The 14,731-nt window shown below is 60.9% G+C and carries 12 protein-coding genes; 8 read left to right on the forward strand and 4 right to left on the reverse strand.

Features of this window, described 5'->3' with window-relative positions; genetic code table 11:
• Nucleotides 1-24: 24 nt before the first annotated feature.
• A complete protein-coding gene (locus tag ACM6IM_RS14330) occupies nt 25-1,374 on the reverse strand; it encodes a spinster family MFS transporter (RefSeq protein WP_414865454.1) in 1,350 nt (449 codons plus the stop codon).
• A gap of 302 nt (nt 1,375-1,676) precedes the next feature.
• On the opposite strand from ACM6IM_RS14330, the gene ACM6IM_RS14335 reads away from it, so the two are divergent.
• Both ACM6IM_RS14335 and ACM6IM_RS14340 read left to right on the forward strand, forming a co-directional pair.
• Nucleotides 1,677-2,036 (forward strand): YkgJ family cysteine cluster protein, encoded by a 360-nt coding sequence (locus ACM6IM_RS14335; RefSeq protein WP_414865455.1) that lies wholly within the window; start codon nt 1,677-1,679, stop codon nt 2,034-2,036.
• A gap of 143 nt (nt 2,037-2,179) precedes the next feature.
• On the forward strand, nt 2,180-4,462 hold the full coding sequence (locus tag ACM6IM_RS14340; protein ID WP_414865456.1) for a putative bifunctional diguanylate cyclase/phosphodiesterase: 2,283 nt from the start codon (nt 2,180-2,182) through the stop codon (nt 4,460-4,462).
• On the opposite strand, the gene ACM6IM_RS14345 is transcribed toward ACM6IM_RS14340, so the two are convergent.
• Complete coding sequence (locus ACM6IM_RS14345) at nt 4,353-5,249, reverse strand: NAD(P)-dependent oxidoreductase (protein WP_414865457.1); 897 nt, start codon at nt 5,247-5,249, stop codon at nt 4,353-4,355. The two genes, ACM6IM_RS14340 and ACM6IM_RS14345, sit on opposite strands and share 110 nt — an antisense overlap.
• 196 nt (nt 5,250-5,445) lie before the next feature.
• On the opposite strand from ACM6IM_RS14345, the gene ACM6IM_RS14350 reads away from it, so the two are divergent.
• A complete protein-coding gene (locus ACM6IM_RS14350; protein WP_192302414.1) occupies nt 5,446-7,647 on the forward strand; it encodes a hypothetical protein in 2,202 nt (733 codons plus the stop codon).
• A 271-nt stretch (nt 7,648-7,918) separates the two neighbouring features.
• Here ACM6IM_RS14350 and ACM6IM_RS14355 read toward each other — a convergent pair whose 3' ends face one another.
• Nucleotides 7,919-8,224, reverse strand: a complete 306-nt coding sequence (locus ACM6IM_RS14355; RefSeq protein ID WP_414865458.1) for a DUF2288 domain-containing protein — start codon at nt 8,222-8,224, stop codon at nt 7,919-7,921.
• Between the two features lie 339 nt (nt 8,225-8,563).
• Between ACM6IM_RS14355 and ACM6IM_RS14360 the strand changes: the two genes are divergently transcribed.
• From ACM6IM_RS14360 to ACM6IM_RS14380, 5 genes are all read left to right on the forward strand, one after another.
• A complete protein-coding gene (locus ACM6IM_RS14360) occupies nt 8,564-9,691 on the forward strand; it encodes a branched-chain amino acid ABC transporter substrate-binding protein (RefSeq protein ID WP_414865459.1) in 1,128 nt (375 codons plus the stop codon).
• Nucleotides 9,692-9,924: 233 nt separating this feature from the next.
• Nucleotides 9,925-10,848, forward strand: coding sequence for a high-affinity branched-chain amino acid ABC transporter permease LivH (gene livH / locus ACM6IM_RS14365; protein ID WP_192302417.1), 924 nt, complete (start codon nt 9,925-9,927; stop codon nt 10,846-10,848).
• Nucleotides 10,845-12,101 (forward strand): high-affinity branched-chain amino acid ABC transporter permease LivM, encoded by a 1,257-nt coding sequence (locus ACM6IM_RS14370; protein WP_192302418.1) that lies wholly within the window; start codon nt 10,845-10,847, stop codon nt 12,099-12,101. Before livH ends, ACM6IM_RS14370 begins: the two co-directional genes overlap by 4 nt.
• Entirely contained in the window at nt 12,098-12,865 is a 768-nt protein-coding gene (gene livG / locus ACM6IM_RS14375; protein ID WP_192302419.1) for a high-affinity branched-chain amino acid ABC transporter ATP-binding protein LivG, read from the forward strand. Before ACM6IM_RS14370 ends, livG begins: the two co-directional genes overlap by 4 nt.
• On the forward strand, nt 12,866-13,567 hold the full coding sequence (locus tag ACM6IM_RS14380) for an ABC transporter ATP-binding protein (protein ID WP_192302420.1): 702 nt from the start codon (nt 12,866-12,868) through the stop codon (nt 13,565-13,567).
• Between the two features lie 162 nt (nt 13,568-13,729).
• Here the strand turns inward: ACM6IM_RS14380 and ACM6IM_RS14385 are convergent, their stop codons facing one another.
• Complete coding sequence (locus ACM6IM_RS14385; RefSeq protein ID WP_201196597.1) at nt 13,730-14,638, reverse strand: LysR family transcriptional regulator; 909 nt, start codon at nt 14,636-14,638, stop codon at nt 13,730-13,732.
• Nucleotides 14,639-14,731: the final 93 nt, after the last annotated feature.

The raw sequence follows: 14,731 nt of genomic DNA on the forward strand, positions 1-14,731 counted from the left end.
GAGCGAGCCTGCTCGCGATAGCGACTATGCCGTCGCCGCGGAAACCTGAGGCTCGACCACGGCGCCCAACTCCTCCTTCATCCGTTTGGCATCGCGCACAAAACAGCGCGACGCCAGGAACAGGAACACCATGGTCAGGAACAGCGCGACCGGGATCAGGTACATCGCGTCGTGCAGCCCGACGGCCTTGAACGCCTCGGTCATCTGTTCGGCCCCCGCCGCGAGCATGGCCGTCTTCGCAAAGTGATCGGACAGGCCGCCCACCACCACCGGCCCCAGGCCGCCGCCGAGCAGATACAACCCGGCAAAGAACAACGCCATGGCGGTCGCCCGCAGGCGCGGCTCGACCACGTCCTGGATGGCCGTGTAAACGCAGGTGTAGAAGTTGTAGGCAAACAACCAGCCGACACTGAACACCGCCACGAACACGCCGATCTCGATGCGTCCGGCGTGCAACGCCCAGGCGGTGCACAGCGTCGAGATGATCAGGCTGAACGCGGCGAACAGCAGGCGCCCGTTCGCGACCCGCTGGTGGATCTTGTCTGCCACCCATCCCCCCAGGGTCAGGCCGATCAGCCCGGTCACACCGACGATGACGCCGGTGGCGACGGCGGCCTCGTGCAAAGGCATCAGGAAGTAACGCTGCAGCATCGGCACCAGGAAGGAGTTGCACGCATAGGTCGCGAAGTTGAAACACAGCCCGGCCATGACCAGCCACAGGAAGGTCGGCACCGCCAGCACCCGACGGATCGGCCGGTCTACACGCTCCTGGGAAACCTGCACGCTTTCCGCCGCGCCGCGCTTCGGCTCCTTGATGTAGAACATGAACACCGCCAGGATCAGCCCCGGCACGGCGGCGATGAAAAACGGTGCACGCCAGCTGTCGAACGCCTTGACCATCCAGCCGATGGTGAAGAACGCCAGCAACAGGCCCAACGGCAAGCCCAGCATGAAAATGCCCATGGCTCGCGCGCGGCGGTGGGCGGGAAACAGGTCGCCGATCAGCGAGTTGGCGGCCGGCGCGTAACTGGCTTCGCCGATGCCGATGCCCATGCGCACGATCAGGAAGCTCCAGAAACTGCCCACCATGCCGTTGACCGCAGTCAACCCGCTCCACGCGGCCAGGCCCCAGCCCATCAATTTGGCGCGCGAACCGGTGTCGGCCATCCGCCCCAGGGGCAGCCCGGCAATGGCATAGACGATGGTGAACGCCGTGCCGATGATCCCCAGCTGGAAATCGCTGAGGCTCCACTCCATGCGGATCGGCTCGATGATGATGGCCGGGATGGTGCGGTCGAAGAAATTGAACAGGTTCGCAAGGAACAGCAGGAACAGAATGCGCCAGGCATTCGCCGCTTGGGTCGAGTTCTGCATGGGTCCGTCTCTTTTATTGTTATGGGGGCTTCACTGCCGTCGCATCCGAGCCCGGAACCTGCAATCTAGTCAGGCTCGCCCGAGCTGTCTGTCATTATTTGTAAAGCTGATATCAGCCCATGGCGAACACCCGTTGCGCCTCGGCGCTCGAACCCGGAACCTGCCGACACCGGTTGCTTTTCATGTGCCCCGACAGGCGTGAAAAAATACCGCCCGCGCCCCCTTCCCAAGCCCGTTGCGAAGCCTAGAATGGTGGCGTCGCCTTCTCTGACGCTGCCCTATCCCTCCTTTGATGATCGCCCATGTCCGAAGCCAGTCCGTGTCTGCATTGCGGTGCCTGCTGTTCTCATTTTCGCGTCTCGTTTTTCTGGGGAGAATGCACCTCTGCCGGCGGAACAGTGCCCGACGATCTCGTCGCGCCGATCAGCCCCAGCCGGGTCGCCATGCTCGGCACGGACTGCAAGCCCACCCGCTGTACCGCTCTGGTCGGGACCGTGGGCAGCACCGTTCAATGTTCGATTTATGACCAGCGCTCCAGCACCTGTCGGGAATTCGAAGCCTCGTGGGCCAATGGCGAGGCGAACGTGGATTGCGACGCCGCCAGGGCAGCGTTCGGCCTGCCCCCTCTGCAACCCGGGTTCGAGACCTTCGAAGCCGTCTGAGCGTTAGCACAAAACGCTATCGAGTCCATACCAAAATCATTGGTACCACCGTGCCACTACGGCTGGCGCTGATTGCATGAGTTCTATACTCCAATGCATTCGCCGGCGTGCATGACGCGGGCAAGGACCGGATGGGGCGTGCTATGGAATGGCTGGGCTTGCATTTTGTCACTGAGCTGACCGCGGACGGCCAGGTCGTTCTCAACTGCACGCATGATCCTTTCCTGGTGCTGCTGGCCTATCTGGTGGCCTGCGTCGGTGGCTTCGCCACGCTGGATATTTCCGAACGCATTGGCCATTCGGAAAAGCCCGCCTCCCAAAGGCTCTGGCGTTGGGTCGGTGCCGGCTGCCTGGCGGGCGGTATCTGGGCCATGCACTTCATCGGCATGCTGGCGTTCCAGGCGCCGGTGCAGATTCGCTACGAATTGCCCGTCACCCTGGCCTCGCTGCTGATCGCCCTCTTCGCCTCATGGCTGGCGATGCATACCCTCAGCCATCCTCGCCTGACGATCCGACAATACGTGCAGGCCTCGATCTGCATCGGCATGGGCATCGCCACCATGCATTACGTGGGCATGTCAGCCATGCGTTCGAACGCGGTGGCGTATTACCAACCTGTCCTTTTCGGTCTGTCCATCGCGATCGCCATCGGTGCAAGCCTGGCGGCGTTGTTGCTCTCCAGTCGCCTGCGCGAAGGCTCTGGTCGGCTGCATCAACTGATCAAACTCAGCGCCAGCCTGGTCCTCGGCGCAGGCATCATCAGCATGCACTTCACCGGCATGGCCGCCTTCACGCTGGTGCTCCCGGCCGGCAGCCCGCTGACCTTGCCCGGCGACAGCAGCCACCAGCAATTGGCACTGACGGTGGCCGTCATAACCCTCCTGATCATCGGCAGCAGCATCAGCGCGGCACTGGCGGACAAGAAACTGCAGCACAAGGAACGCGACCTGCAAAGGGTCAACATGCTGCTTGGCCAGTTGGACGAAGCACGACTGTCGCTGCAACATGCGGCGAACTATGACGCCCTGACCGGCCTGATCAACCGCCGTGGCTTCAACCAGGTGTTCGCCGAGAAGCTGCAGCAGAAAACCACGGAAGGCGGCATGCTGGCGGTGATGTTCCTGGACCTGGACCACTTCAAACGCATCAATGACAGCCTCGGGCACGACGCCGGCGATGAGTTGCTCACCGTCATGGCCCGGCACATCAGGGGGTCGGTCCGCAGCCAGGAAGATGTGGTGGCGCGCTTTGGCGGCGATGAGTTCTGCCTGCTCATCAGCCTGCGTGATCGCGAGGAGGCGCGGCTCATGGCCCAGCGCATCATGCTGAAAATGAAGGAACCGATCGAGCTGGCCGGGCGCCGCATGGTCATGACCACCAGCATCGGTATCAGCCTGTTCCCCGAGGACGGCACGACCTGTGAAGAACTGTTGAAACACGCCGACCTCGCGCTCTATCAATCCAAGGGCGGCGGTCGTAACGGGCTGAACTTCTTCAACCCGAGCCTCAAAACCCGGGCCTCCCTGGACTTGCAAATTGAAGAAGAACTGCGCCATGCCCTGCGCGAGAACACCGGACTGGTGCTGCACTACCAACCGATCTATGACCTGAAAAGCCACCAGGTCACCAAGCTCGAAGCGCTCGTGCGCTGGCAACATCCCATCCACGGCCTGCTGACACCCGATCGCTTCATTGCCATCGCCGAAGCCAACGGCCTGATCGCCGAACTGGATCAATGGGTTCTGCGAAAAGCCTGCGAAGACCTCGCCGAGCTGTCGCGCCAGGGCGCAGAAACATTGCACGTCGCGGTCAACTGCTCACCGCTGAACCTGGCGCGTGAGGACCTGGCCAACGACATCGAACAGGCGCTGCGTGTGGCCGGGGTCGCCCCGCAGCGACTGGAACTGGAAGTCACCGAGAACGCGCTGATGGACAACATTGCCGAATCCCTGGTGCTGCTGCGCCAGATTCGCGCCCTCGGCGTTTCGCTGTCGATCGACGACTTCGGCACGGGCTATTCCTCCCTGGCCTACCTGAGGCGCCTGCCGCTGAACACGCTGAAGATCGACCGCTCGTTCATCCAGGACATCCCCAAGGCCAGCCAGGACATGGAAATCGTGCAGGCGATCATCATCATGGCCCACACGCTGCACTTGCAGGTGGTCACCGAAGGCGTGGAGACCCCCGAGCAATATGCATTCCTGGAGCGCAACGGTTGCGACATGGTGCAGGGTTACCTGCTCAGCCGTCCGGTGCCCCTGACGGAACTGCGCACGGTGCTGGACGACATCCACCAGCGCCAACACACGTACGCCTTCAGCTCCCTGACCCTGGCTCACGGTACAACTGCACTAACGTCGACGGATCCTTTTCCAAAAAGCCCTGGCCCCCATGCAGGCGCATCAGTTGTGCGGCCAATCCGCTGATCGGCGTGGCCGAGCCCTGCTCGCGGGAAAACTTCACCGCCGTGTCCAGGTCCTTGAGCAGCGTGCGCACGTGCCACTTCACCGGTTCGAAACGGCTGTCGGCCATTTGCGGCGCCAGGATCTGCAACGGCTTCGAATCGGCGAATCCGCCGGCCAGCGCCTCGGCGATCAGACCCGCGTGGACGCCGGAGCGCTCGGCCAGCGCCACCACCTCGGCGATGACCAGCGCGTTACAGGCAACGATCATCTGATTGCAGGCCTTGGTCACCTGCCCCGCCCCGACCGCCCCCATGTGGGTGACCCGCTGGCCGAGACTGAGCAGCACCGGCCTGACACGCTCAAGGTCCGCCGCCGTGCCGCCAACCATGATGGCCAGGCTGCCAGCTTCGGCACCGACCACGCCGCCGGACACCGGCGCGTCCAGCCAGCTCATGCCGGCCTGGCTGGCCAACTGCGCCGACATTTCCCGGGTGGCGGCAGGTTCCAGGCTGGAAAAATCCACCAGCAACTGACCACTTTTCCCACCCTCGGCGATACCACCCGGCCCAAACACCACTTCGCGAACCACGGCAGTGTCCGCCAGGCATAACATCACCACATCGGCGTGCTGGCACAGTTCGGCCGGTGTGGCAACGTGTCGCGCGCCCGCTTCAACCAGCGGGGTGCACTTGGCCGGATTGCGGTTCCACACGGCCAGCGTATACCCCGCAGCCAGCAGGCGCCGGCACATCGGCAGGCCCATCAGGCCAATCCCGGCGAAACCCAACGATGGTAGGGTTGACATCATTTAGCCTTCTTTTCGATTAAAGATCGCCGAATATTGGCCGATCCATCATGACTAGGAAAGGATTCCCCCGAGCGATGCTCAGGCCAACCCCCTGATGCTTGGGCCCATTACGCGCCGAACGAAGACGCGAGAACCCAACCGTGACGGTCCGGCGCACCCCGCCGCCCAACCGACCAGCCCAGGTACATGGCGCACAATGACTTCCAAAAACAACCCGGCCCCCGCCATATCCGATCTGACGCCCAGCCCCGCAGCGAACAGCCCTGCTCCGTCGAAGCCATTGACGCCGTCGCGCCCGCTGGCGAGCCAGCAATACCTGTATTTCACCGAGACCAACACCGACCGCATCCTCGACAACCTCGACGGCCTGCGCGACCTGGTGTTCCCGCGCCCACCGCACCTGGAAGGCGACAGCGAACAGTACAGCGCCCAGGAATTCCCGTCGGTGTGCCTGATCGGCCTCGGACGCTGCGGTTCGAACATCGCACTGGATGTCGCGGAGCTGGTGTACAACGCCCGCAAGTTCTACCTCAACGAATTCAACAACGAAGATCGCGTATCGTCGGATAAACGCCTCGCCGACAAAGGCTACAGCCCGGCACAGTGGATCCGTTCCAGCCTGCGCCTGATCCCGAACAAGGCCACCAAGCCGGTGTTCCTGGTCGAGCCGCTGGTCATGCTCGGCGACCTCGACAAGGACATCGCCGGTCGCATCCGCTTCTCGCGCAAGGGCGAAAAGAGCGGCTTCCTGCGCGACTACAGCAAAATGAAGATCATGGACCTGTCGGAAGTCCACGCCGGTGGCGCCGGTAACGCGCCGATCCTCGGCCAGTACCTGGCCAAGATCATCCTGAACAAGGACACCCAGCGCTTCTCCAGCCCCGACTGGAAAATGATCCACTCGTACCTGATCGACAGCTGCGGGATCAAGGCCAACCAGTCGCGCCTGTACTTCTCGATCTTCAGTGCCGGTGGCGGTACCGGTTCGGGCATGGCTTCGGAGTTCGGCCTGGCCCAACAGCATTCGTACATGAACAAAACGTTCGACACCAAGCCGATGGACGAACACGACGGCAAGAGCGGTCATTCGTTCGTGTTCGAACCGATTTTCACCAGCGGCATCTGCGTGCTGCCGAACATCTCCGATCACCGCAGCGAAATGTCCGAAGCCCTGCACATCAACGCCGGTCGCCTGCTGTGTAAGTACCTGTCTGAAGAGTGGGACTTCTCCTACAACTTCGCCAACGAAGACAGCAGCGAAGCCAGCGTCATGGGCCGTATCCGCCCCTGGAACGCGATGATGCTGATCTCCAACGACATCATGCGCTACGCCGAAGAAAACGATGATGGCAACATTCAGAACATCGACGTCAACGCGATGGAGAAGCATGCCAACCAGTACATCTCGCAACAGATCTTCAACATCCTGACGGCGCAGGCGGTCACCACCGACTACGACCAGAACTACTTCCGTCGCGCCGGCATCGACATCGGCGAAACCATTCGCCTGGACGCCAACGACCTGTTCATGAGCCTGGCCGGCCCGGTCGCCATCGCCTACGCCGAATCCGTGGTACCGGAAACCCCGCCGCCGAGCAGCGACAAGTTCAAAGTGTTCGAGAAAGAGCCGCAACGCCTGAACATCGACGACCTGTTCTTCCGCTCCATCGACCTGCCGCATTTCAACAAGGTGACCCAGGCCATCGAAGGCATCAGCTTGCTGCCGATCGAATCCAAGCGTTACCGCGCCTCGCTGGAGCAATACAAGAATTCCGGCTACGACGCGGCGGCGCTGCACGACCTGCACTTCTTCAAGAACTGCTCGTCGGTGGTGTCGATCGTCTCCCTGCCGAAAGACTACAAGCTGTCCTACATGGACCTGAACCGGTTGAAGACCCACCTCAACAGCCTGTTCCCGAACACCACGCTCAAACGCTATGCGCTGGTGATCGGCGCCTCGGCCAACCTGTCGCTGACCACGTTGATCGCCAAGAGCCCTTGCCTGTCGGATGACTTCCTGACGCTGATCGTCGCATTCATCAAGCGCTGCTTCGCGAAGAACCCGTACCGCTTCGACGAAACGCTGGACAACTCGATCCTGGACTTCATCATCCAGGAGGAATTCAACGAAGAGTTGATTGACGACTTGCTCAACGAGTTCGAGAACCCGGCGAAAATCCTCGACACCAACTGGTATGCGATCAAGCCGATGTACGAGAAGAAGTACCGCGAACTGATCAACGACAAGGAGAAGTTCGTCTCGATCAATGACATTCGCCTGTCGCGCGATTGTGTGAAGAAAGCGATCAAGTACCTGCGCGAGATCTACCGTCACCGCATCGGCAAGACCAAGGTGATATCGCTGAACAACCACACGGGCAAGACTTACTCGGTCTGATAGTGACCGAGGCGACCCCATCGCGAGCAGGCTCGCTCCCACAGGTGGACAGTGAGCCCCTGCGGGAGCGAGCCTGCTCGCGATGGGCCCTGAAAGCGGCGCAAATCCACATCTGGAAACAATTAAACAAGCCTCAACCAGCGCCCTCAACTGTGCCCGTTACGTTTACGTCACCGTGAAGCTGTAGCCTTTCTCTACGGCAACATGCCATCACGCTACTCGGCTACACACTTTCCCACGAAAATCTGACGCACCAATCAAGTGCGCAACTTCATTCAGTCGCCCTTTCCTGGATCATAATCCAGGGCGAAACCACCACTGCCCAAAGCGTTGGATCACGTTCGAAAAGATCCAGCGCCCGCGTTTCAGACAGTTTGGCGACCTCATCGGCGGCCAGCCAGGCAGCCACTTTCTCCCCATCGTCGGTCGCCACGGCCTCTGCCGCCGCGATCAAATCCAGGCCCGGATCGACCCACAATAGGGCACCCTTGGCGAAGAAGGGCTCCAGCTCTTTCCACGAAATAGATGCGGTTTCACCAAGCAGCTTGGCATAGAGGGTGCTAGGTTCTTCAGTCATGGGTCCTGTCCGGAAAAGAAATCGACGTGGATGATAACGTCGGTGGTCTGGCAGAAAAACCCGGAAGCAATTGCATCACCGATTGAAAACTGCAGGAGCGCCAAGGATTGCTGGATTGTTCAGCTGGAACCCCGCCGCAATTCTGTCTTTTTCTTTCACAAAAGCGACACCCCTTGATTTTGCCCCCCGGCGCCAGCTTCCCAGGCTGACAATCGGCGCTCTACACTGTACCGGTACAGTTGCCGAGGGCATTTTCCGGAGGATGTCGTAGATATCTGACCCGGTTCTGCTGCTACGGCGCCAGGACTATAAAAATTACAACAGTAAGAGTGGAGCACTATGACAAAGGCTACTAAGCAGATTTCCAAACTGTTTGCCGCTATGGTTCTGGCCGGGGTTGCCAGCCATTCGTTCGCAGCTGACACCATCAAGATCGGTATCGCCGGCCCTAAAACCGGTGCTGTAGCCCAATACGGCGACATGCAGTTCAGTGGCGCCAAAATGGCCATCGAGCAAATCAACGCCAAGGGCGGCGTGGACGGCAAGAAACTCGAAGCCGTTGAATACGACGACGCCTGTGATCCGAAGCAAGCCGTGGCGGTAGCGAACAAGGTCGTCAACGACGGCGTCAAGTTCGTGGTCGGTCACCTGTGCTCCAGCTCCACTCAACCGGCTTCGGACATCTACGAAGACGAAGGCGTGATCATGATCACCCCGGCTGCCACCAGCCCGGACATCACCAGCCGTGGCTACAAAATGGTGTTCCGCACCATCGGCCTGGACAGCGCCCAGGGCCCTGCCGCCGGTAACTACATTGCCGATCACGTGAAACCGAAAATCGTTGCTGTGCTGCACGACAAACAGCAATACGGCGAAGGCATCGCCTCGGCCGTGAAGAAAACCCTGGAAGGCAAGAACGTCAAGGTTGCCGTGTTCGAAGGCATCAACGCCGGCGACAAGGACTTCTCCTCGATCATCGCCAAGCTCAAGCAAGCCAACGTCGACTTCGTCTACTACGGCGGCTACCACCCTGAGCTGGGCCTGATCCTGCGCCAGGCCCAGGAAAAAGGCCTGAAAGCCAAGTTCATGGGTCCGGAAGGCGTGGGTAACGACTCCATCTCGCAAATCGCCCAGGGTGCTTCCGAAGGCCTGCTGGTCACCCTGCCGAAGTCGTTCGACCAGGACCCGGCCAACGTTGCCCTGGCTGACGCCTTCAAAGCGAAGAAAGAAGACCCGAGCGGTCCGTTCGTGTTCCCGTCGTACTCGGCTGTGACCGTGATCGCTGATGCCATCACCTCCGCCAAGAGCGAAGACCCTGCCAAGGTGGCTGCCGCCATCCACGCAGGCACTTTCAAAACCCCGACCGGCGACCTGAGCTTCGATGCCAAGGGCGACCTGAAAGACTTCAAATTCGTGGTTTACGAGTGGCACTTCGGCAAACCTAAAACCGAAGCTTCGCCTCAGTAAGGCTTTGCCTGACTGACTGCCAACAAAGCCCACGGCGTGCCGTGGGCTTTGTTTTACGAATGTACCTGGGCCGTACTGGCGTGATCCGCCAGTCTCCCCACCTGAAAATCTCAAAACCGTCATCAGCGGTTCGCTGGCAAAACCCGGATTCGAAGTGGATGCAGATCCACGGGGCTCGGGCGGGAAAATGACTCCACCAGTGAAATGCGTATCAGGTTTTTAGGAGCGCTGTAATGCCTGACATCTATCACTTTTTCCAACAGCTGGTTAATGGCATGACCATTGGCAGCACGTATGCCCTGATCGCCATCGGCTATACGATGGTTTACGGCATCATTGGAATGATCAACTTCGCCCACGGCGAGGTGTACATGATCGGTTCCTACGTGGCGTTCATCGCCATTGCCGGGCTGGCCATGATGGGACTCGACAGTGTTCCGCTGTTGATGACCGCCGCTTTCCTCGCGACCATTGTCGTGACCAGTGCCTACGGCTACAGCATCGAACGGATCGCCTACCGCCCCTTGCGTGGCAGCAACCGTCTGATCCCGCTGATTTCCGCCATCGGCATGTCGATCTTCCTGCAGAACACCGTTCTGCTGGCGCAAGACTCCAAGGACAAATCCATTCCCAACCTGATTCCGGGCAACTTTGCTTTTGGGCCAGGTGGCGCACATGAAGTGCTGATTTCCTACATGCAAATCGTGGTGTTCGTGGTGACGCTGATCGCCATGCTCGGCCTGACGCTGTTCATCTCCCGCTCTCGCCTGGGCCGCGCCTGCCGCGCCTGCGCCGAAGACATCAAGATGGCCAACCTGCTGGGCATCAACACCAACAACATCATCGCCCTGACCTTCGTCATCGGCGCCGCACTGGCGGCCATCGCGGCCGTGCTGCTGAGCATGCAATACGGCGTGATCAACCCGAACGCCGGTTTCCTGGTCGGCCTCAAGGCCTTCACCGCCGCCGTACTGGGCGGAATCGGCAGCATCCCCGGCGCCATGCTCGGCGGGCTGGTGCTCGGCGTTGCGGAAGCCTTCGGTGCCGATATCTTCGGCGACCAGTACAAGGACGTCGTGGCGTTCGGTCTATTGGTCCTGGTGTTGTTGTTCCGGCCAACCGGCCTGCTGGGTCGTCCGGAGGTTGAGAAAGTATGACTAGGAATCTTAAACAGGCGTTGTTCAGCGCCTTGCTGGTGTGGGCGGTTGCCTACCCGGTACTGGGCCTGAAACTGTCCATCGTCGGTATCAAGCTCGAAGTTCACGGCACCAGCACCACCACGCTGGCCATCATCGCGGTGTGCTCGGTCCTGATGTTCCTGCGGGTGCTGTTCGATCAGCAGATCAGCTCGGCCTGGCGCTCCTCGCCCGGCATGCCGTTGATCCCGGCCAAGACCAGCCACTTCCTGACCCTGCCGAGCACTCAGCGCTGGATCATCATTGCGTTGATCATCGGCGCCCTGATCTGGCCGTTCTTCGGCTCCCGCGGTGCGGTGGACATCGCCACCCTGGTGTTGATCTACGTCATGCTCGGCCTCGGCCTGAACATCGTGGTCGGCCTGGCCGGCCTGCTCGACCTCGGCTACGTCGGTTTCTACGCCGTCGGCGCCTACAGCTATGCGCTGCTCTCCCACTACCTGGGCCTGAGCTTCTGGGTCTGCCTGCCGATCGCCGGCCTGATGGCCGCCACCTTCGGCTTCCTGCTGGGCTTCCCGGTCCTGCGCCTGCGCGGTGACTACCTGGCCATCGTGACCCTGGGCTTCGGTGAAATCATCCGCCTGTTCCTGCGTAACCTGACCGACATCACCGGTGGCCCGAACGGCATCAGCAACATCGAGAAACCGACGTTCTTCGGCCTGACCTTCGAACGTAAAGCCGCCGAAGGCATGCAGACCTTCCACGAGTACTTCGGCCTGGAATACAACTCGATCAACAAGGTGATTTTCCTTTACCTGGTTGCGCTGTTGCTGGCCCTCGCCGCGCTGTTCATCATCAACCGCCTGCTGCGCATGCCGATCGGCCGTGCGTGGGAAGCCCTGCGTGAAGATGAAATTGCCTGCCGTGCGCTGGGTCTCAATCCTACGGTCATCAAGCTCTCGGCCTTCACCCTCGGTGCCAGCTTCGCCGGTTTCGCCGGCAGCTTCTTCGCCGCCCGCCAGGGCCTGGTGACACCGGAGTCGTTCACCTTCATCGAGTCGGCGATCATCCTCGCCATCGTCGTGCTGGGTGGCATGGGCTCGCAGCTGGGCGTGATCCTGGCGGCCGTGGTGATGATCCTGTTGCCTGAAATGATGCGTGAGTTCAGTGAGTACCGCATGTTGATGTTCGGCGCCCTGATGGTGCTGATGATGATCTGGCGACCTCAAGGTCTGCTGCCCATGCAACGTCCTCACATGGAGCTGCGCAAATGAGCCGCGAGATCCTTAAAGTTGAAAATCTGAGCATGCGCTTCGGCGGCCTGCTCGCGGTCAACGGCGTGGCCCTGACCGTGAAAGAGAAACAGGTGGTTGCCCTGATCGGCCCCAATGGGGCCGGCAAGACCACGGTGTTCAACTGCCTGACCGGTTTCTACAAGCCGAGCGGCGGCAGCATCCTGCTGGACGGCGAGCCGATCGAGGGCCTGCCCGGCCACAAGATTGCGCTCAAGGGCGTGGTGCGCACCTTCCAGAACGTGCGCTTGTTCAAGGACATGACGGCGGTCGAGAACCTGTTGATCGCGCAACACCGTCACCTGAACACCAACTTCCTGTCCGGTTTGTTCAAGACCCCGGGGTTCCGCAAGAGCGAGCGCGAGGCGATGGAATTCGCCGAGTACTGGCTGGACAAGGTCAACCTCACGGAGTTTGCCAACCGTCCGGCCGGCACATTGGCCTACGGTCAGCAACGTCGCCTGGAAATCGCCCGCTGCATGATGACCCGCCCACGGATCCTCATGCTCGACGAACCGGCCGCCGGCCTGAACCCGAAGGAAACCGAAGATCTGAAGGCGCTGATCAGCGTGTTGCGTGAAGAACACGACGTGACCGTGCTGCTGATCGAGCACGACATGAAACTGGTCATGAGCATTTCCGACCACATCGTCGTGATCAACCAGGGCACCCCCCTGGCCGATGGCACGCCGGAACAGATCCGCGACAATCCTGAAGTGATCAAAGCCTACCTGGGGGAAGCGTAAATGCTGCAGTTCGAAAACGTTTCCACTTTCTACGGCAAGATCCAGGCCCTGCACAGCGTCAACGTCGAAGTCCGCCAGGGCGAGATCGTGACCCTGATCGGTGCCAACGGCGCCGGCAAGTCGACCCTGCTGATGACCCTCTGCGGTTCGCCGCAGGCCCACAGCGGCAGCATCCGCTACCTGGGTGAGGAGCTCGTCGGCCAGAGTTCGTCGCAGATCATGCGCAAGAGCATCGCCGTGGTGCCGGAAGGTCGTCGGGTGTTTGCCCGTCTGACCGTGGAAGAAAACCTCTCGATGGGCGGCTTCTTCACCGAAAAGGGTGATTATCAGGAACAGATGGACAAGGTTCTGGGACTTTTCCCACGCCTGAAAGAACGCTTCACGCAGCGCGGCGGCACCATGTCCGGCGGCGAACAGCAAATGCTTGCCATCGGTCGTGCACTGATGAGCAAACCCAAGCTGTTGCTGCTCGACGAGCCCTCGCTGGGCCTGGCCCCGATCATCATCCAGCAGATCTTCGATATCATCGAGCAGCTGCGCAAGGATGGCGTGACGGTGTTCCTGGTCGAGCAGAACGCCAACCAGGCGCTGAAGATCGCTGACCGCGCCTATGTTCTGGAGAACGGCCGGGTGGTGATGCAAGGCACCGGTGAAGCGCTGCTGACCGACCCGAAAGTGCGCGAAGCGTACCTGGGCGGCTAAGTGGCTGCAGAACCAGAAAAGACGGCCTTCGGGCCGTTTTTTTATGCCCCCCGATTGTGGGAGCGAGCCTGCTCGCGATGGCCTCAGATCCTTCAACACGATCGTTGAAGGTCAAACCGCAATCGCGAGCAGGCTCGCTCCCACCGGGGCCGGGGTGATGCTTCAAAGGCGATCCAGTGCCTCGCCACTGCGCTTGAACCAGCCCATCAGATAATCCGCCAGCACCTGCGTACGCTTGGGCAAGCCACCCTGGTAGGGGTGCACCAGGTACATCGGCATGCGTCGGGTCTGGAAGTCGCGCAGGAGCCAGCGCAATCGACCGTCAGCCAATTCCGCCTGCAACAGGTAGGACGGCAGGCGCGCAATGCCGGCGCCCGCCAGTGCGGCTTTTTTCAGCAGGCTGTAATGATTGCTGGCGAACGGCCCCGAGACACGCACCCGCAACAGCTCGTGTTGCTGGTGATAGAGCCATTCCTCGCGCCCGCTGTAGTGGCTGTTGAGCAGGCACTGGTGCTCCGCCAGGGCCTGTGGCGCCAGGGGTTCGCCGTGTTGCGCGAGATAGGCCGGGCTGGCGCAGGTCAGTTCGTGCCAGGCCAGCAGCGGGCGCGCCACCAGACGCTCGTCATTGCCCACTTCGGAACGCACCGCCAGGTCGAAACCTTCCCGCGACAGGTCCCGGTAGTCGTTGCTGAGGTCGAGTTCGATCTGCACTTGCGGGTACTGCTGGGAAAACTCCAGCAACAAGCCATCGAAGAAGGTTTCTCCCAGGGACACCGGAACGGTCATGCGCACCGGTCCGACCATGTCGTCCTTCAGGCGGGCCAATGCCTGACGCGCCCTTTCCACCTGCACCACCAGCGCCTGCGCTTGCGGCAACAGCGCCGCCCCGGCTGCCGTCAGGCTCAGCCGACGCGTGGTGCGCTGCAACAGGACCACGGAAAACCGCGTCTCCAGCAAGCTGATGCGCTTGGACAACTGGCCTTTGCTGCACCCCAGTCGCTGCGCCGCCAGGGTAAAGCTGCCGGCTTCGATCAACACGGCAAACGCCGCCAGATCATCCATCTCGCTCATGGATTGTTTCCAATAGAAAACCAAAGGTTGCCTATTAGCGCGCTTATCCACGGAAAAAACCACTCTAGACTGAAACCACTTTCAACCCACACG

The sequence above is a fragment of the Pseudomonas sp. IT-P12 genome, assembly GCF_949767465.1.
Classification (GTDB): domain Bacteria; phylum Pseudomonadota; class Gammaproteobacteria; order Pseudomonadales; family Pseudomonadaceae; genus Aquipseudomonas.